This is a genomic window from uncultured Lamprocystis sp. (assembly GCF_903933125.1).
Classification (GTDB): domain Bacteria; phylum Pseudomonadota; class Gammaproteobacteria; order Chromatiales; family Chromatiaceae; genus Thiodictyon.
Genome location: NZ_CAIZIZ010000090.1, coordinates 1 through 19242 on the forward strand (window position 1 = coordinate 1; position 19242 = coordinate 19242).

Here is a 19242-nt window from a genome sequence, read left to right on the forward strand (position 1 = left end):
AGATGTTCACAGATGAAGAAGAACATCTGGGAACATCTGTGACATCTGTGGATGAAATTTCCGTCCCTGGCCCATGGTGGCCTCGATCAAGATTCCGGCCGCTTGGGCTCGCCGGGTGCGTAGTCAGGCCATCCTGGCCTGTCACCGTCAGGGCTGGAAGCCCTGACTACGCATGCCGTTGGCCGGGGTTACGATCAAGGCCCCCGCCAGCAACCGGATCGAAACCCGGTCGACATCGCGTTGCTCATGACCACAGCGCATCGCTTATCCGATTACGACAACGACAACGACAACGACAACGACAACGACAACGACAACGACAACGACTGGGTTCGTGTCTGATTTGTGCTTGACGCGTTACCCGTCTTCAGTCGACACCTCACGGGAAGTGGCTGAAGAGTTCCTCGGCATCGACGATATGCAGGCCGGCGGTCTTGAGGACATCGATCGCCGGGTCCGGGTCCTCAAAGCGGAAGATCAGGATGGCCTTGTCGCCGCGGCGCAGCGAGAAGGCATACATGTATTCGATGTTGAGGCCCGCGCTCTCCAAGACCCGCAGCACCTCGGCCAGACCGCCGGGGCGGTCGGGCACATCCACCGCGACCACCTCGGTGAGATTGACCACCCACCCGGCGTGCTCCAGGACCTGCTTGGCCCGCTCCCACTCCCGCACGATCAGGCGCAGGATGCCGAACTGGGCGGTGTCCGCCAGTGACAGGGTCATCAGGTTGATGCCCTCCGCGGCGATGGCCTCCAGGGGGGCGCCCAGGCGCCCCGGGCGGTTCTCGAGAAACAGGGACAACTGTTGCAATTTCATAGGTCGGCACTCCCGATCGTGGTTGCCGCCGGCGGCCGCCGGCTTCCAACGTGAGTTTGAAGGGCGAAATTCGATTGCGGCTGGCGTCAGATGTTGCGCTGGTCGATCACGCGCCGGGCCTTACCCTCGCTGCGCGCGATGGTGCGCGGTTCCACGAGCCGCAGGTCGACGCGAATCCCGCAGATATGCTCGATGGCCTGGGCGAGACGGGCGCGCACGGCCTCCAGTGCACGGATCTTGTCGCTGAAGACCTCCGCGGTAACCTCCACCTCGACCGCGATCTGGTCCAGCCCGCGCTCACGGGTGAGGATGATCTGGTAATGCGGTAAGGTCCCTTCCACCTCGAGCAAAGCGGCCTCGATCTGGGACGGGAAGACATTGACCCCGCGGATGATGATCATGTCGTCGCTGCGCCGCCCGATCCGCCGGATGCGCCGCAGGCTGCGGCCACACGCGCAGGGCTCGCTGATGATCCGGGTGATATCACGAGTGCGATAACGGATCATCGGCATCGCTTTCTTGCTGAGCGTGGTCAGCACCAGTTCACCCTCGGCGCCGTCGGGTAGCGGCTGGCAGGTCTCAGGGTCGATGATCTCCGGGTAGAAATGGTCTTCGAAGACATGCAGCCCCTCTTGGACCGCGCATTCGCTGGCCACCCCGGGACCGATGATCTCGGAGAGGCCGTAGATGTCATAGGCTTTGACCCCGGCCTCGGCCTCGATGTGCGCCCGCATGGCGTCCGACCAGGGCTCGGCACCGAAGACGCCGACCCGCAGCGGGAGTTCACGCAGATCCACCCCGACTTCCCGGGCGCGTTCGATCAGGTGCACGAAGTAGCTCGGGGTGCAGCACAGGGCGGATACGCCGAAGTCTTTGAGCACCATGATCTGACGTTCGGTGTTGCCGCCGGAGACCGGGATGACGGTCGCGCCCAGGGCCTCGGCGCCATAGTGCGCACCCAGGCCCCCGGTGAAGAGCCCATAGCCGAACGCGTTTTGCAGAATATCGCCGCGATGCAGACCGCAGGCCGCGAAGGTGCGGGCCATGACCTCGGCCCAGACGTCCACGTCCTCGCGGGTGTAGGCGACCACGATCGGCTTGCCGGTCGTCCCGGAGGAGGCGTGCAGTCGCACCACATCCCCCATCGGACTCGCGAAGAGCCCGAACGGATAGGTGTCACGCAGATCGGTCTTGACGGTGAACGGCAGCTTGGCGATATCCGCGAGGCCGCCGATGGCCTCCGGCGTCAGCCCCAGGCCTTCCATGCGCTGGCGGAACAAGGGAACGTGCGCATAGGCACGCCCGACCACCGCCCGCAGGCGCCGCAGTTGCACCTCTTGCAGGCGCGCCTCGGGCAGAAAGTCCGGCGCACTGACGGGGTGAAAGCCCCCCGCCGCGTCGTTCCAAAGCTCAGTTTGCATGGATGCTCGTCTCCTGAAGGCAGTGGTTAGTGATTAGTGGTTAGTGGGGCCTTGATCGTCGATCCGGCCGCCGGAAGACCGGAGGCCGAGGCTTTATTAGCCGGTCGCCATCGTGTCGGCGCGGCCCTGGTCCGGCTAACGGCCCCGGCGCCCGCGCCACCCCGGAACATGAAAGTCTTCTCGACCGCTGCGTAGTCAGGGCTTCCAGCCCTGACCGTTCCAGTCCCGACCCCGTCAGGCCAGGATGGCCTGACTACGCATTTTCACGGTAAAGCCTCGACCTCCAGTGCTCCACTCCCGGGCTCAGGCCGCGGTCGGCCGCTGCGCCGCGGCGGCCCGGCCCAGTGCAAAGGCCTGCTCATTGAGCGTATGCAGCTTGGTCTCCAGGTTGGCATGAATGGCCGCGTCCCAATGCTCCTGGGGGATTTCCAGCAACGCCGACAGCGCCCCCAGCAGGGCGACATTCAGGCTCTTGCGGGTCTTGAGGACGTTGGGGCCGATCAGGTCCGGACCGATCAGCGCCCCGCCGGGGCGCAACACGCCGCGGTTGATCTCCACCTGGGTCTCTTCCAGCACGACCAGCACATCGGCCTCCCCAGCGGGGACCATGGGACTCCACACCTGCGCACCGAAGCGCACGTCGCTGCTCACCGAACCGCCGCGCTGACTCATGCCGTGCAGTTCACTCTTTTTGACGTCAAAGCCGGCCCGGAAGGCGGCATCCGCCAGGATGTCGGAGGCCTTGAGCACCCCTTGGCCGCCGAGCCCGGCGATAACGATATTCGTGACTTTATTCATCGCGCGACCTCAATCATCCGCCAGCTGGGACGGGCAGGCAGCCTGCAACCGGTCGGCCGCGGCCTTCTCGTAAAAACGTATCTTGGGAGCGGCCAGCACACAGGGCTGACGGGCCACCACCAGCGAGGTCTCGGACCGGGTCAGCAAGTCCTTCAGCAACCGCTCCAGGGTGCCCTCCTCCGACTGGAAATGCACCACATGCACGTTTTGCACGCCCATGGCACGCGCCAGATCCTCGAAACAGATCTTGCCGGTCGGGTCGTGGTGCAGGGTACGCCCGGTACCCGGATGTTCCTGCTGGCCGGTCATGGCCGTGGTGCCGTTGTCCAGGATCATGACGACATGGCCGGTCTTGGGCGGGTTATAGACCATCTCGGCCAGACCGGTGATCCCGGAATGGACGAAGGTGGAATCGCCGATGACACTGACCACCCGCCGCGCCTGATCCTCCGGCAGAACATGCCGCAGCCCTAAACCGACGCCGATGCTCGCCCCCATGCACACGCAGGTATCCATGGCTTGGAATGGCGGCAAAACCCCCAGGGTGTAGCAGCCAATGTCTCCGGCGACGATACAGTTCATGTCGCGCAGAACCTCGAAGACGCCCCGGTGCGAACACCCCTGGCACAGCTCCGGCGGCTTGCCCTTGGGCGGCACCGGCTCGGGCGTCTGGTCGTGCGTCAGGATGCGGCGCACTCGCTGCACCGTCAGTTCGCCGAAGCGGAAGGACTCGGGTTTGCCTTCCGCCGGGATGCCGGCCGCGGCCAGTGCCTCGACCAGCACCGGATCGCCCTCCTCCAGCACCACGAGCCGGTCGCAGCCGCCGGCGAAACGCCGGATCGTCTCCAGCGGCAGGGGATGGGTCATCCCGATGTTGAGCAGGCGCGCCTGCGGCGCCGCCTCGCGGGCATGCACGGCGGCGATGCCGGTGGCGATGATGCCGAGTGCGGACCCACCGTCGAAGACCTGATTGGGCCCCTGCGCATCATTCCAGGTCGCAATCGCGGCGATCTTCTCGCGCAAACGGCGGTGCGCCGGTTTGGCATAGGCCGGGATCATGACTCGCGACGGGATGTTGCGCGCAAAATCCGGCTCGGGCGAAAGATGCGGCGTGGCGCCGGGCCGCACGATGGTCTTGGAGTGACAGACGCGGGTGGTGATGCGCAGAATCACCGGGATCTGCCAGCGCTCGGAGATCTCAAAGGCCAGCAAGGTCAGGTCATAGGCCTGCTGGGAGTCGATGGGCTCCAGCATGGGCACGGCCGCGGCCCGGGCGTAGTGCCGGTTGTCCTGCTCGTTCTGGCTGGAGGCCATGCCCGGATCATCGGCCGAGACCAGCACCAGCCCGCCGGCCAGGTCCGTGTAGGTTGCCGTGAACAGCGGGTCCGCCGCCACATTCAGCCCGACGTGCTTCATGGTCACCAGGGTCCGCGCCCCGCCGAAGGCCGCGCCCAAACCGACCTCCAGCGCGACCTTCTCATTGGGCGACCACTGCGCCCGCCCACCGAGCCGGTCGAAGGTTTCCAGAATCTCGGTGGATGGGGTTCCCGGATAACCGGTACCCAGCCGGACGCCGGCGTGCAGCGCCGCCAGGGCGATCGCCTCGTCGCCACTCAAAAGTTGCGGTGACTCGCTCATGGTTTCGTTCGCCCTCGCGGACAGTGATTTGGAAACGCGCGATTATCCGCTCCGCGCTTGCCTCGCAGCAAGGGCGGCGGCACCGCCCCGCGGTTCTAAATCGGGGTGGCCGCCGCCAGCAGCCTGCTGACGGCGAGGCTGATGGTGGATGCGCTACGCTTATCCACCCTACAAAACCGGCTCCGTTGTAGGGTGGATAAGGCGCGCCGCTCGGTGTCGAGGACCCGGCACATCGGTCGCGCGCGCCGCATCCACCAGCGGTTGCGCAATGTCGCCCGAATTTGGAATTGCCGGCATCGCCAGGCAAACCACGATCCCGAGGCGCGCACCGGCCGGCGCTGACCTCAGACGAACCGGACAACGAAACCGTCGATTTCCGCCGCCAACTCGGCGCGCGCCGTCAGCCCGCTGATCCAGCGTGCGGGGATCGCGTCGAACCCCAGGGCGGCACCGAGGATGGCACCCAAGACCGCGCCGCGGTGACAGTTATCCCCGCCGACACCGGCATTGGCGATCAGCGCCGACTCAAAATCGCCGTGATAGCGTGCGGCCAGGTACAGGACCGCGGGGAAAGACTGATCAATGTAGCAGGCCGGACTCAACTGACCGCCGATCACACTCAGATCCGACAGCCCCGTGCGCTCGACCTTCTCGATCACCGCCTTGGCGGGGAACCCCAGGCGTTCGGCCGCGGCACAGGCCAGCGGCCCGACCGCCGGCGCCGGATCCTCCAGCAGCCGGACCAGCAACTCACCCAGGGCCAGCGCATAGCGCTCCAACCCGGCGGAGCGATGCGTCAGCCGCAGTTGCGCGAGCAGCGCACCCGCCGCCCGGTCGGACGCGGAGCGCGCGGCCAGGATCACCGGCGGCAGACCGACGAGACCGCCGATCGAGGCGGTATCGTGCCCTTCCGCCCCGGCACAGTCGGCGGGCGGCACGCCGCGCGCATAGTTGGCGAAAAAGGCCCGGTGGTAGGACTCGGCATAGGTATCCCGGTGGCTGTCCGGCGCCGTCATGAAATCCACGTAGTCGCGCAGAAAAGCCGCCGGGTCCGGCCCGCCGGCCGCGGTCAGGCCACGGATCAAGAGCCGGGCACACAGCAGGTTGAGCGTATTGTCCCCGGCCTGCAGACCATGGTGGTAATGCATGTTTGGCCAGCCCCACAGATGCTTGCGGCCCTTGAGGATGACCCCGCCCACCACCTCACCGGACTGATCCCCGCGCCCGGCCTTGCCGGTACTGGCCAGCGGCATGATCGAACTGGGGTGATGCGCGCGCGGCGCCTGATAGTCGCGCAGCGTAACGAAGTCCCGCTGCAAGGCCGCCACGTCGTAGTACCAATGCACCGGCATCGCCAGTGCATCGCCGACGAACAGGCCCCACAGGCAGCCCCGCATCCGGTCAGTGACCGTCAACTCAGTCATCGCTCCACTCCGTCGACACACACACGAGAAGCCCGGACAGCCGGGCGTCAATTCGGCCGCTGACTGGCGGCACCCACCCGCTCGGGCACAGCAGCGCGCCGGGGATCCCGGCCACTGATGCGGCCCGCCGATCGTGAATCAACCGGTGTCATCGAGCGGCTTTCCAAGGGGCAAAACCAGTCGCGAACCGAGGTCAACGGTCGCGCGGACGGCCGACGCTCGCGCTGTCCACGCGTTACGTATAATGTCAGCGGAACGCCCCGCAACACAGAGGAAAGGACATCGCCTTGAGCGCCGACAGCCACGCCCAGCTCGCTATCCGAGACGGAATGTCCCATGCGCCTGCTTCATTATCTTGAGATCCAGAACTTCAAGCGCTTCGGTGACCGGCAGCGCATCGAGCTGGACCATCCGGCCGTGCTCATCGGCCCCAACAACTGCGGCAAGACAACGGCGATCCAGGCCATCGCCCTCTGGTCCCAGGCAGTCAGGACCTGGCGGGCCAGTAAAGGCAAAGCACCGCCTAAGGAGCGCACGTCGACCTCGCTCAACCGCCTGAACATCGTTTCGGTGCCGGTTGCGCGTACGCGCTACTTCTGGCACAACACGGCGGTGCGTACCGGCAACACGGACATCCCGCTGTTGATTACGCTCGGCGTGCTCCATCGAAATAAAATCGAACCCGTCACCGTTCGCTTCCGCAATCAGGGCGACGAGCTAGTGTATTGCACGCCCGACGATGCCGCCCTGGAACGACCGGATCTCATCGAAACAGCGGCCGCGCTCAATGTCGAACTGTTATACCCCATGTCCGGCCTGGAAACCGAGGAACCGATTCTCCAGCCGGGGCGCATCGGTGTGTTATTGGGACAGGGCCAGACAGCGCAGGTACTGCGCAACCTGTGTCTGCTGGTGTTTAAAGACGCCCCAGCGGACTGGCGCCGCATCGCTATCCTAATGCGACGCTTGTTCACGGTCGATCTGGGGGATCCCACCGAGACCGCGCGTGGCAGTATCACTCTATTCTACCGGCAAGAGCGGGTGAAGGAGCCGCTGGATATCGCCCTGGCGGGGCGCGGCTTCCAGCAGATGCTCCTGATCTTTGCCTATCTTTATTCACATCGACGCAGCGTCCTGCTGATCGACGAACCGGACGCCCATCTGGAGATCTTGCGCCAGAAGCAGGTCTATGTGCTGCTGCGCGAGATTGCGGCCGAGAACGAATCCCAAGTGATCTTGGTCACCCACTCGGAGGTGATCCTCGAGGAAGCGCTCGACCACAACCTCACGCTTCTATTGGGCGGTCAGACCGACGATATCGCGGCGAAGTCGGATATCAAGAACGCCCTCAAGCACTACGGCGCGGAACACTACGTCCGCGCGCGCCAGCGGGGCTATGTTCTTTATGTCGAAGGCGGCACCGATCTCGAGATATTGAAGGCGCTGGCAAACCGCCTGGGTCACCGCGTGGCGAAGCTATGGGACGAGCGGGTCAATGCCTTCTATGTTCAAGACAACTTCCCTGACCCCAACCTGAATTCCGAGCTGGAACGCGTGGAGGGCGGCTTCGGTGTGACACCGAAGAAGCACTTCTTCGCCCTTCGTAACATGGTTCCCAGCCTCGCCGGCCTGGCGATCCTGGACAATGACGGTAGACAACGGCAAGACTCGGACGAGGGCGGACTGCATACTGTCTACTGGAGTCGCTACGAGGCCGAGAACTACTTCATCACGCCTGAGCTGTTAAGGAACTTCGCCATTCGGAGCTACCAGCACCTTCCCCTCTTTGGACAGTTTCAAAGTGAGATTGATGAAGTCCTTGACGAACTGATTACCGAGCGCGTGTTTGGCGGACGTGCCCGTGACCTCGAGATTTGGCGAAGTCTCGATCAGGCGGCGGCTCGGCTCCTGTGGGAGGCGAGAACTGAAAGGGTGAAACTCAGCGAGTTTGCCGAGGCGTTTTTCCGACGCCTTGCCGCCCGATTGGGACACGCGATGCTGCTGCGCAAGGGGGAATTTTATCGACTCGTTGACTTCGTCGACCCCCAGGGACTCCCGGAGGAAGTCACCGAGAAGCTGGATTTGCTCGCGGCGCTCTTTGCTGGGGCGGCCCCTGGCGAGGAAGCATAGGCAACGCGGGCGTCAGTCGCGGTTGCGCAAGCGGCAGATCCGCCGCACAGTCGGAGGCGGAGCGCGCGGCCAGGATCACTGGCGGCAGCGTGAATCAACCCGTACCACCTGCCGGGAGGGCCTCGATCAAGATTCCGGCCACTTGGGCTCGGGTGCGTAGTCAGGCCATCCTGGCCTGACACCCTCAGGGCTGGAAGCCCTGACTACGCGCGCCGCCGACCGGCATTACGATCAAGGCCGCCGCGAGAAACCCTTGGTCGAGCCGCGACTGGACATGCGGGCGCCCCACGCCCGGCAGCCGGTCCAGTCCTTGGATCGAAGCCGACATTCCTGTAAATTGCCGTGCATTCGAGACCATTGCGGCCACAACGCCCTTGCGGCTCCCGACCTGTCGGGTTGCCCTAATGACGTCGACAACTCGGCAAGTCACCCAACCCAGGCACTTTGAACCAGCCAGCCGGACCATGAGCACACCAATCACCATGCAGACCAAGGAAGTCATCGACCGTATCTTCAAGGAGCCCGGCATCCCATACGAGTTGACCGAGTTCGAGAACCTCGACAAGCCGATTCACGAGATCCTCACGATCTACCCAAAAGTGATCGCGAGCGGAAAGGACGCCGGGAAAACAAAGTATTTCCTGAAAAGCTTCATTCCATTTTCTTCCGGCAACGAGGAGGTTCAGGTTTATGTCGAGGGCGGTAAATCGGCGCCGGAGGAGATCATTCGTCAGCTCTGGGTCTACAAGCTGATTCACCAGTACGGCTACCATGCGGACCAGATCGACCTGGAGAAGAGCGTTCAGTTCGGCACCGAGATCGGCACGAAAGCGGCGGACATCATCGTCTACACGGACGCGACCAAGACGACGCCCAAGCTCATCATCGAGTGCAAACGGCCCAAGCGCAAGGACGGTATCGAGCAGCTCAAGAGCTACATGAACGCCAAGGGTGCGCCGGTGGCCGTTTGGTCCAATGGCGCCGACAGCATCATTCTCTATCGGCCCTACCCGGCGCAGTTCGATGACACGCTATTCGACATCCCTAAGCACGGAGAGTCGCCGAAGGATGTACTGGAAACAAAGAAGACCCTGTTGCAGCTCAGCAAGAACTTCAACTTCAAGAACATCATTCAGATCCTTGAAGAACTGGTATTGGCTGACATTGGGGGGGCTGACGAATTCAATGAAATTTTCAAGCTGATCTTCGCCAAAATTTGGGATGAAAAGCAGGCGGCGGAAGTACGGCGCGACGCCACGGTTGAATTCGGTAAATCGACGAGTGACCCGCAGCTCACCTATGATCGTATCAACTCACTATTTCTAAAAGCCAGCGCTGAATGGCCAGGCGTTTTTAAGCCTGGCGAGCAGATTGAACTACTGCCAGACCATCTGCACATTTGCGTAGGTCCTATCCAAGGCGTACGCCTTATGGGCTCAAGCCTACGTATCATGGACGATGCGTTTGAATACTTGCTACCGACTGAAGCCAAGAAAAAGAAAGGCCAATTTTTTACCCCGCGCCATGTCGTGGAAATGTGTGTTCGCATGCTCAATCCGAAACGTAAAGAGTACGTGATAGACCCGTCATGTGGTTCAGGTGGCTTCCTTTTGCACACCATGGATTGGTGCTACTCCGTTACTGATAACGACCAACGATTTAAGAGGAAGCACAACTACGCTGCCAAGTATCTTTGGGGGATTGATTTTGAAGCCAGGGCAGCAAAAACCTCCCGCGCTTTGATGCTGATTGCCGGCGATGGCCACACGAACATTTTCGGCCCGGATGTTAGCAGTTTGAATCCTGAGTCCTGGTATAAAACAGGCTCTGGTCAGGCGCTGATGCAAGGACTGCGCAACGCCAACCTCACCGCGAAGCTGATTCCACCAAACGAACCTCTCAACGACGACAGCAAGGCTTGGGATTATTTCGACGAACTTAAGTTCGACGTGATCCTTGCAAATCCGCCGTTCGCCGGCGAAATGAAAGACCGTAAGATGCTGGTGCACTACGAGCTGGCCCGGCCCGCGCTCAAGCGCGCCGGGGACGACAAGCAGCCGAAAGAAGAGCGCGATGTCCTCTTCATCGAGCGCATCCTCAAGATGCTCAAACCCGGCGGACGCGCGGCCATCGTGCTTCCGCAAGGTAAGTTCAACAATTCCTCGCTCGCCTTTATCCGCGAGTGGATACTGAAGAAGGCTCGGCTGCTCGCGGTGGTCGGTCTGCACCCCAACACCTTCAAGCCGCACACCGGGACCAAGACCTCGGTGCTGTTCGTGCAGAAATACACCCAAGAGCAGGTCAACCGAATCGCCCAGGTGCATGACGCCGTTGCGGTGGCCTGTCCGGACTACGAGGCCGAGATCGCGAGTCTGCTTGACGTTCATCAGGACGCTGCCGACGTGCCGGAGGACGCCATCCCCGAGGCAGTGGCGGACTTGATCGTCGAGACCTTCAGCGAGCCCGAGGCCGAGCCCGAGGACACGACGAAGGGCAACGGGGATGAGGACAACGGCGACGACGAGGCAACCGCCGGCGTGGATGAAGACCCGGTCGCGCTCGCCGAGGAACGACTGAACGACCTCAAGGCCACGCTACTGAGGGCTAAACAGCGGTTAATGGATCTGGAGAGCGACCGTGAGGTGCTGGAGCAGCAGAAAGACCAGGAGGTCGACGCGCTCAGCGCAAGCTGGAGCGGCGAGAAGGCTGCGCTTCGCTCGCGCGTGAAGGAAGTCAGGGAAGGCTATCAGGTGAGCCTGAAGGCACTGAAAGAGCGGCACAAGGCCGCTCAGAAGTCCATCAAAGCCGAGATCAAAGCGCTGGAGACCCGGATTCCCCAGGCCGAGCGCGACCTGAAACAACTCACCAATCGCGGACGGCTGGAGCTGATCCTGGCCGACGACGACCTGATCGGCACTCTCAAAGAGCGTTGGATCGCCGCCGAGGTCTCCAAGCAGCTCGACTATCCCATCTTCATGGCGGTGAGCGAACGCGGCGGAAAGAACAACTCCGGCGATTATGAACACGTGCTTGATGCAGACGGCAGCCTAGTCGAGTTTGCGGACGGACATCCGCAGGAAGGGCAGCTTGTCGTCAATCAGGATTTGGTGAATTACGACTTGCGGGCGGACGACCTGGCCGATGCGAGCCAGATTCCGGATGAGCAGCTTTGCGTGGCGGAGGCGTTTGTTCGATTTGCTCAGGAGCAATCGTTTGGCTTTTGGGAGGTGGAGTGATGGCTGTTTGGAGCGTCGCCAACCACCACTCGCTTATGGCATCTGGGCGTGCTGATGCCGAATTCTTTCATCCTGCTTTCTTGGAAGCGGAATCGCAGCTTACGTGCATTGAGACGACCGTGATCGCCCGGTATTTCGACATTTCTGACGGCAACCATTTGGAAGTGTCGCGGTGGTTTACTGACGAATATGATGCCGTACCCTATTACCGCGGGCAAGACCTTAATGGGTTTTTTCTTGAGAAAGCCACGCCGGTTCGAATTCCGCGACGCATATATGATCAGGCAAACATGCATCGTTCGCATTTCTTGCCTGAAGACGTTCTAATCTGCATAGTCGGCGCAAGCACTGGAACCATATCCGTAGTTACATCAAATGCAAACCGATGCACAGGTAGTTGTAAGATTGGAATTGTCAGGCGGCATCCTAGTGGTGTAGTTGATCCCTATGTTCTAGCCGCGTTTCTGCTTGGTAAGTTCGGGCAATATCAAATTGCGAGGCATTCTCGTGGTACCGCCCAGGGCGGCTTAATTTTAAGAGATATTTTTAAGCTTCTCGTGCCGGTGCTGCCGAATAGCGAGCAAGAGTTAATTAGACGCTTTGTCGGTAATGCTCTCTTACTAAGCACCCAGGCTATTGCGCTTTACTCTGAGGCTGAGCGGTTACTCGAAGTCGAGCTTGGTCTAGATAAACTGACCTACAAGAAACCGATTGGTTACACCGCACAGTTTAGCGAGCTTGAAACCTCAAGACGTTTCGATCCAGAGCATTACTACCCCGCCTTTGACGATTTCGCGAGATCCTTACCTCGCGGCATTTCCCTTTCACCGCTTAGAAAGCATCTGACATTCTGCAAGCGGGGAAAGCAACCGATTTACTTGTCCGCCGGGCTTCGGGTGATCAACTCGAAGCACGTCCAACCAAATCGAGTCCTGATCGATGGCAATCGCTTTGCAGCGGCGAATCCAGACAGCAACCTCCAGATCCGTGATGGCGACACCCTGCTGAACGGCACAGGGCGCGGAACCCTTGGACGGGCAGCGCCCTACCTGATCGCGGAGCCTGCCGTCCCGGATAACCATGTCACCATTCTGCGGTCGGACGATCTCGATCCGGTTTACCTGTCGCTGTATCTCAACAGTGCGGCGGGTCAGATGCAGGTGGAGATGTTCCAGCGCGGAACCTCGGGGCAACTGGAGCTTTATCCGTTCGACATCCGCAGGTTTCTGGTTTGGCCCGCGCCAGAGTCGCTACAGAGAGAGCTACGAGGGCTACACGAAAAGGCCGCCGCTGCCGAACGCGAATCGAAGCAATTGCTTGAACAGGCCAAATCCCGCGTCGAACAACTCATCGAAGAGGCCGCGCGGGCGTGACCGGTCAACCCGAGCGGAAAATCCTGATCATTGCCGGACCGAACGGGGCCGGCAAGACCACCTTTGCCGAGAAGTTCCTGCCCACTGAGGCCGCCTGCCCGACCTTTATCAATGCCGAGATCGCCCTCCAGCGTGCCGCGCTCGCTGACCGGTTCCAGGATCTGTTCAAGGACTCTCAGACGCTGTCGGGAGCCGCGACGCTCACGGATACCGAGATCGCTTCGGAGATCGACGCCGTGCGGGATGGGCGATTCGGTCAGGTACCGGGAACGTCACAATGCATTCGCTGATCGCCGCACAGCGCGCCGCCATCGCCGAGGTCTGCCGTCGCTACCGGGTGCGACGACTGGAGGTCTTCGGTTCCGCCGCACGCGGCGCGGATTTCGATCCCGAGCGCAGCGATGCCGACTTCCTCGTGGAGTTCGCAGCCGATGCTCAGGCCGATCTGGGCGGCTGGTTCAGCGTCCGAACCGAGTTGGAACGCCTGCTCGGGCGTGGCGTCGATCTGGTGGAATATCGGGCCGTGCGCAACCCCTATGTGCGTGCCGACATCGAACGGACGCGGGAGCTGATCTATGCCGCGTGACCCGCGCGCCTATCTGTGGGATGTCCGCGTGGCGGTCACGGACATTCAGGGTTTCGTCGCCGGCCTGGATCTGTCGGCCTATGTCGCAAGCGCCCTGGTGCATTCTGCGGTGGAACGCAAATTCGAGATCATCGGCGAGGCGCTCAACCAGCTCGCGAAGCTCGACCCGGTGCTGGCCGCGCGCGTGCCGCGTCTTCCCGAGATCGTTGCCTTCCGCAACCAGTTGATCCACGGTTATGCGGCGATTGCGCATGAACGAGTGTGGGCGACGATCCAGACGGCCCTGCCGACCTTGGGCTCCGCCGTGCAGGATCTCTTGACCGAATTTGGGGAGGATTGACGTTGACCAAGGACCACCAGCGACTGCCCGACAACGCCAGGGGCCAGTTCCTCGTCTACGCTGTGGAGGATGGGCGCATCAAGATCGATGTTCGTTTGGCGGATGAGACCGTCTGGCTGACTCAGCCGTTGATGGCTGACCTGTTCCAAACGACGCAGCAGAATATCAGCCAGCACATCCGCAACATCTACGACGAGGGAGAGTTGCTGCCCGCGGCAACCAACAACAAATTCTTGTCGGTTCGCCAAGAGGGGGGCCGCGCGGTGCAGCGTAACCTCGACCACTACAACCTCGACATGATCATCTCGGTCGGCTACCGGGTAAAGAGTCATGTGGCGACCCGCTTTCGGATCTGGGCCACTCAGCGCCTGAAGGAATACATCATCAAGGGCTTCGTGCTGGATGACGAGCGGCTGCGGAACCCGGACCAGCCCTTCGATTACTTCGAGGAGCTGACCCGCCGCATCCAGGACATCCGCACCTCGGAGCGGCGTTTCTACCAGAAGATCACGGACATCTACGCCACCAGTATCGACTATGACCCCACGCTGGACATCAGCATCCGCTTTTTCCAGACGGTGCAGAACAAGATGCACTGGGCGATCACTGGCCAGACCGCCGCCGAGATCGTCCACAGCCGCGCCGATGCAACGCGGCCTGACATGGGGCTGACCAACTGGCGCGGGGACAAAGTCCGCAAACGGGACGTGAGCATCGCCAAGAACTATCTGACCGAAGACGAGCTGGCGGCCCTGAACAACCTGGTCGAGCAATACCTGATTTTCGCCGAGGGCCAGGCGATGCGCCGTATCCCGATGCACATGGGCGACTGGATCAGCAAGCTCGACGCCTTCCTGAACATCAACGACCGGGAGATCCTGACCCATGCCGGCAAGATCTCGCACCAACTGGCGCAGCAGCGGGCGGAAGACGAGTACGAAAAGTTCCACCAACGGCAGATCGCCGAGCAGGACCTGGCCGGAAACGACTTCGACAAGCTGATCGAATACCTGCCCGCCGGCAAGCCGGATCGCAAATAGGGAGAAGCCTTCATGACCTTGGCCGATGACGATCGACAACTGCTGCGGGCGCTGTGCGAACAGCATGGGGTGAGCCTGGACAAGGTGCTCAAGTTGCTGGAGGCGGTGCGCGACTACGAGCTGAAGGACCGCCGTACCGGGGTTTACGACGCGCTGCGCGAGATTCTCAAGACCGAACCTGCTGCGGGGTGCCCGGAATGAGCGGCCATGGTGACCTCGACCGTTTCGTCAAGGATCCGAGCGTGCTGGTGGACCTGTGCCGGAATGTGATCGACCTGCTTGATCCGGAATCTGTAGAAACCTCAGTGGCCGATCAGGAGGCGCAGTTGCGGGCCATCGCCAAGGCCGTCGATCAACTCGAAAAGTCCGGGGTGCCGGTTCCTGCTCCATTGCGTTCAGAAAAGACACGTCTGGCCGTGGCGCTTGCGGTCCAGGCCGACGCCAAGCAGGCATTGGCTCAGTTGGCTGATGAGTTTGAAGATATCCTCAAAGACCTGCGCGAACGGATTGGACCGACCCCGGCCACAACGGAACCACGGCCGCGCGGCAAGCGCTCCAAGTTGCCTGCGACCCCGCATGCCGTATTGCGGGAACAGATCGTACGTGCGATTCAGAAGCTTGGCGGAAGCGGTCGTGTGGCCGAGGTGATCGAGGAAATGGGGCGGCAACTTGAAGGGAGACTGCTCCCGGGTGATCTGGTCTGGCGCGCCACGACGAACGAGCCCGTCTGGCAGAACACCGCGAAATGGGAGCGTTTCCAGATGACCCAGGACGGACTCCTGCGGCGCGGCTCGCCGCGCGGCATCTGGGAGCTTGCGGAGAGCAGCCAGTGAAATTCCGGAAACTGAGCATCGAGAACTATAAATCATTCCAGTTTCCGACCGAGATTCTCTTCCCGGCGGGCGAGGATGGTCGCAGCATCTTCCTGATCGGCGGGATGAACGGGGCGGGCAAGACCTCGATCATGGAATCGGTGACCTACTGCCTTTATGGCGGCAAGGCAGACGACATCTACCGTAACATCAATCGGCGGGAGAAGGCCAAGGGTAACGCCAACGTCGCCTTCGAACTGGTCATGGAGATGGATGACGGCTCTGAGCTGGTGGTCAAACGCTCCTGGACCGCGGGCGCGGTCAGCGAGCCGCGTCCACGCGACTTGACCGAGCGGCTGGTGGTGGTGCGCGACGGCAAACGGGTGTCGGTACAGAATCAGGAGTTGTGGCAGGACTTCATCCGCGCGGCCATCCCGCCGGGCATCACCCAGTTCTTCTTCTTCGACGGCGAGAAGATCCAGGAAATCGCGGCGGACGACCATTCCGAGGTTCGCCTGAAGACCTCCCTGGAGGCGGCGCTGGGCATCCAGTACATCAACCGTCTGGCGAGCGACATCCTCTATATCAAGCAGGACGAGCGTAAGGGCTATGTCGAGATCTCCGATGAGGATCTGGACTTCAAACAGAGCGAGCTGAAACGCGAAAAGAGCAAGCTGGCGCGCAAACACAAGGAGCGCGAAGAGTTGAAGGTGGAGTTGGACGGCTTCAAGGCGCAGTTGGACGAGGCCAAGAAGCGCTTCGAAACGGCCTTCCATGTCGCCCCGGAGTCGCGTGACGCACTGCGCGAGCAAGAGAAAAAGCGCGTCTTTGCCGCGAACCGGTTGGCGCAGGTGGAAAGCGAAGTTCGCGTGCTCTCCGAAAAGGCGCTCCCCTTCAGCCTCGCGGGCACGCTGTTCGACGGCATCCGGCGTAAAATCGAGGCTGAGCGGGAATCGGCCGGCGGCGAGGCGATTCGGGAGCAGGCGGCGAGCCTGGCCAAGCGCATCGTGCGCGTGGTCGAAGAGCCGGAGCCGATCTTCACCGAAACGCTCTCTGCTGAACGAATGGCCGAGTTGGAGCGACGCATCTGCCGGTTGCTCAAGGAAGGCGATCCGGCGGCGGGTGTCGAGAAAATCCTGGACCTGTCGGACCGCGACGCGGCGCGAGTCTTGAATCGCATGGAATCGCTGGAGAACAGCGATGTGTTTCTGATCAAGCCGCTGCTCGACGAGGCAAGCGGCCTGAAGGCGCAGATCCAGCAGCTTGAAGGCATGAGCCAGGTCGGTGTACTCACGCCCAGCGAGCGGGATCTGTGCGATGAGCTACAGGGCACGATGGAAAGCGGCTCGACCCAGATTGGTCGCAAGACCGAGCAGTTGCGGTTGCTCGAAGAGGATATTCTCGGGCTCGAAAAGAGAATCCGCGACATCGAGTTGGAGATCGAGAAGCTTTACGAAAAGCATCATGTCTCCAAGGAGAAGGCGGACTTCATCGAGGAATGCGACGCCATTGCCAGCGTCCTGAATCAGTTCGTCGTGCGTTTGCGCAAGAACAAGGTGCGTCTACTTCAGGAGAAGACGTTCGAGATGTACCGGCTGCTTTCCAGCCGCAGCGGGTTGATCAAGGACCTCACGATCGACGACAAGACTTACGAAGTGCACATCACCGACCGGAACGGGCACGAGATTCGAAAGTCATCAATGGCCGCCGGCGAAAAGGAGGTGTTCGCCGTTTCGCTCCTGTGGGGCTTAGCGCAAACCAGCGAGCTAAAGCTGCCGATCATCATCGATACGCCGCTTTCGCGCTTGGACAGCACGCACCGCGACAACATCGTGAACAACTACTTTCCCAATGCGGGCGAGCAGGTGATCATTCTCTCGACCGACACCGAGGTCGACAGCAACTACTACCGATCCCTCAAACCGCGCCTGAGCGGCGCGGCAAGTCTGGAATACGACCAGCGGCAAGAGTTGACGACCATCCGGCAGGGCTATTTCTGGGAGAAAAATCATGGCTGACCGGCTCTACACATCAAGCGATGCCGACGAGGTCTTAAGCGCGCTGCGCTTCGAAACAAAGCTGGAAAAGGCCACACTGGCGCGCATCGCCTTCACACTGTCGCTGGTGAAGGAAGGTGCGGGCGTTGCGCCAAGCACCAGCTTCAGTGGTGGCGAGATGAAACGGCCGACCTTCATCGGTGAAGACGAGGCATTTATTCGTTCGCTGATCGTCTACATTTACGGCAGGCGGGATTTCAGCGAGGACGCGTTCTTCTCCAACCGCTCCGTCATCAAGAATCATATCGACAGCGGTGCCGCGCTGATGGCGCGGATGTTCCAGGAGAGCGGGCGCAGCGGAGAGGCACTGATTCGAAGGCTAGTCGATGAGGTGGAATTCTCCGGCCGACGCGAGCAGCTCGGCAGCGGGCTCGACATCTTTATTGGCCGGACCTTGCTGCAACGAAAAGATCTGATCATGGAGCTGAACAACACGGCCGTCCATGCTAACTCGCACCTTGCGATCATGGGCATGCCCGGTGTCGGCAAGACCCAGTTCCTCCTGAAGCTGCTGACGGACATCCGTGTCCAATCCAATTATCAGACGAACTTCATCTATTTCGACTACAAGGGTGACGTGGTCGACAACGCGCGGTTCCTGGAACTGGCGCGCGTTCAACCCTTCCGTTTGCTGCAAGGCGGCCAGAGTTTGCCCGTCAACCCCTTCATCCTGCCGGCCTACGACGAGCAGACAATCAACGTTTCAGCGCGCGAGAAGGCCGAGAGCTTTGCATCGATCAACAGCAAACTCGGTGTCGTGCAGAAAGGGGCACTGACGGAAGCCATCCGGGCAGCTTATGCCAAACGCGCCGCAACGGCTACGCCGTACCCGGATTTTCCGGATGTTCTTGAACTGGCGGCACTTGCCTATGAAGCGGACGGTAAGAAAGACGATAGCCTCATCGAAGTGTTGCGCGACTTGTCCGATTTCGAGCTGTTCTGGCGTCATGGCAGCGAAGGCGCGCCCATAGACCGGGTGTCGAACCGGACGCTGTTGATCGATCTGCATGCGATGCCAGTGCTGAAGGAACTGGTGGCCTATCTCGTCATCGAGCGGCTCTACAAGGAAATGGCGACCCTGCCCGATAGCCCGGTCACCGAGGGTCGACGAACCATTCGGACCATCCTGGTGATCGACGAGGCACACAATTATCTCAGCCAGCGGAATATCTTCCTTGAACGGATCATTCGCGAGGGGCGTTCGAAGGGTGTCGTGGTGTTTTTTGCCAGCCAGTCGCCCAATGATTACCAGCAGAAGTTTTTCAATTTCCAGGAGTTGCTGGAGTTTGCCTATATATTCAAATGTGATGGCGTAGCCGCCGGGTCGGTACAGGGCATTCTGGGTTGCAGCGCCAAGACCGCCAAGGATCTTCAAACCGAGATCGCGCGACTGGAGCCCTGGCAGGTGATTGCTCGCAGTCAGGAAAAAACAGAGGAGTTTGTGAAGTTCACCGCGGAAGCGTTCTTCAAGAGCTACGCGTGACCGCCACGCGATCCGCACCGCACTGTCCCGCCACCCCGCCACCGTTTTCACCAGTCCCCGGCAGTGCAGCAAAACCACGCTGGCGCG

17 protein-coding genes are annotated in these 19242 nt (G+C 61.3%); 11 read left to right on the plus strand and 6 right to left on the minus strand.

Annotation, left to right across the window (positions count from 1 at the left end):
• Positions 1-379: 379 nt before the first annotated feature.
• The 5 genes from QZY03_RS03820 to QZY03_RS03840 all read right to left on the minus strand — a co-directional run bounded on the left by QZY03_RS03820 (position 380) and on the right by QZY03_RS03840 (position 6098).
• Complete coding sequence (locus tag QZY03_RS03820; protein ID WP_295578427.1) at positions 380-817, minus strand: ACT domain-containing protein; 438 nt, start codon at positions 815-817, stop codon at positions 380-382.
• Positions 818-903: 86 nt separating this feature from the next.
• Complete coding sequence (locus QZY03_RS03825) at positions 904-2238, minus strand: phenylacetate--CoA ligase family protein (protein ID WP_295578428.1); 1335 nt, start codon at positions 2236-2238, stop codon at positions 904-906.
• Positions 2239-2541: 303 nt separating this feature from the next.
• Complete coding sequence (locus QZY03_RS03830) at positions 2542-3036, minus strand: 2-oxoacid:acceptor oxidoreductase family protein (protein ID WP_295578429.1); 495 nt, start codon at positions 3034-3036, stop codon at positions 2542-2544.
• 9 nt (positions 3037-3045) lie between these two features.
• Positions 3046-4674 (minus strand): thiamine pyrophosphate-dependent enzyme, encoded by a 1629-nt coding sequence (locus QZY03_RS03835; protein ID WP_295578430.1) that lies wholly within the window; start codon positions 4672-4674, stop codon positions 3046-3048.
• A 344-nt stretch (positions 4675-5018) separates the two neighbouring features.
• A complete protein-coding gene (locus tag QZY03_RS03840; protein WP_295578431.1) occupies positions 5019-6098 on the minus strand; it encodes an ADP-ribosylglycohydrolase family protein in 1080 nt (359 codons plus the stop codon).
• A gap of 336 nt (positions 6099-6434) precedes the next feature.
• Here QZY03_RS03840 and QZY03_RS03845 point away from each other — a divergent pair, with 336 nt between their 5' ends.
• Positions 6435-8228 (plus strand): ATP-dependent endonuclease, encoded by a 1794-nt coding sequence (locus QZY03_RS03845; RefSeq protein ID WP_295578432.1) that lies wholly within the window; start codon positions 6435-6437, stop codon positions 8226-8228.
• A gap of 184 nt (positions 8229-8412) precedes the next feature.
• On the opposite strand, the gene QZY03_RS03850 is transcribed toward QZY03_RS03845, so the two are convergent.
• Entirely contained in the window at positions 8413-8556 is a 144-nt protein-coding gene (locus tag QZY03_RS03850; protein ID WP_295578433.1) for a hypothetical protein, read from the minus strand.
• A gap of 154 nt (positions 8557-8710) precedes the next feature.
• On the opposite strand from QZY03_RS03850, the gene QZY03_RS03855 reads away from it, so the two are divergent.
• From QZY03_RS03855 to QZY03_RS03900, 10 genes are read left to right on the plus strand one after another with little or no spacing between them, the layout of a single operon-like run.
• Positions 8711-11464 carry an N-6 DNA methylase gene (locus QZY03_RS03855; protein WP_295578434.1) on the plus strand — a complete coding sequence of 918 codons (2754 nt, stop codon included), beginning with the start codon at positions 8711-8713 and terminating at the stop codon, positions 11462-11464.
• Complete coding sequence (locus QZY03_RS03860) at positions 11464-12837, plus strand: hypothetical protein (protein WP_295578435.1); 1374 nt, start codon at positions 11464-11466, stop codon at positions 12835-12837. The genes QZY03_RS03855 and QZY03_RS03860 overlap by 1 nt, the downstream gene beginning before the upstream one ends.
• Positions 12834-13127, plus strand: coding sequence for a hypothetical protein (locus tag QZY03_RS31975; RefSeq protein ID WP_363168339.1), 294 nt, complete (start codon positions 12834-12836; stop codon positions 13125-13127). The genes QZY03_RS03860 and QZY03_RS31975 overlap by 4 nt, the downstream gene beginning before the upstream one ends.
• Positions 13115-13423, plus strand: coding sequence for a nucleotidyltransferase domain-containing protein (locus QZY03_RS03870; protein WP_295578436.1), 309 nt, complete (start codon positions 13115-13117; stop codon positions 13421-13423). Before QZY03_RS31975 ends, QZY03_RS03870 begins: the two co-directional genes overlap by 13 nt.
• Positions 13413-13763, plus strand: coding sequence for a HepT-like ribonuclease domain-containing protein (locus QZY03_RS03875; protein WP_295578437.1), 351 nt, complete (start codon positions 13413-13415; stop codon positions 13761-13763). The genes QZY03_RS03870 and QZY03_RS03875 overlap by 11 nt, the downstream gene beginning before the upstream one ends.
• A gap of 2 nt (positions 13764-13765) precedes the next feature.
• Positions 13766-14803 (plus strand): virulence RhuM family protein, encoded by a 1038-nt coding sequence (locus tag QZY03_RS03880; RefSeq protein WP_295578438.1) that lies wholly within the window; start codon positions 13766-13768, stop codon positions 14801-14803.
• 12 nt (positions 14804-14815) lie between these two features.
• The gene (locus QZY03_RS03885) at positions 14816-15004 is read left to right on the plus strand and encodes a DNA modification system-associated small protein (protein WP_295578439.1); all 189 of its coding nucleotides are present in this window, start codon (positions 14816-14818) and stop codon (positions 15002-15004) included.
• A gap of 41 nt (positions 15005-15045) precedes the next feature.
• Positions 15046-15636 carry a hypothetical protein gene (locus QZY03_RS03890; RefSeq protein ID WP_295578440.1) on the plus strand — a complete coding sequence of 197 codons (591 nt, stop codon included), beginning with the start codon at positions 15046-15048 and terminating at the stop codon, positions 15634-15636.
• Positions 15633-17633: a DNA sulfur modification protein DndD gene (dndD, locus tag QZY03_RS03895; protein WP_295578442.1), complete on the plus strand. Its 2001-nt coding sequence runs from the start codon at positions 15633-15635 to the stop codon at positions 17631-17633. The genes QZY03_RS03890 and dndD overlap by 4 nt, the downstream gene beginning before the upstream one ends.
• Entirely contained in the window at positions 17626-19155 is a 1530-nt protein-coding gene (locus QZY03_RS03900) for a DndE family protein (protein ID WP_295578443.1), read from the plus strand. The genes dndD and QZY03_RS03900 overlap by 8 nt, the downstream gene beginning before the upstream one ends.
• Positions 19156-19242: the final 87 nt, after the last annotated feature.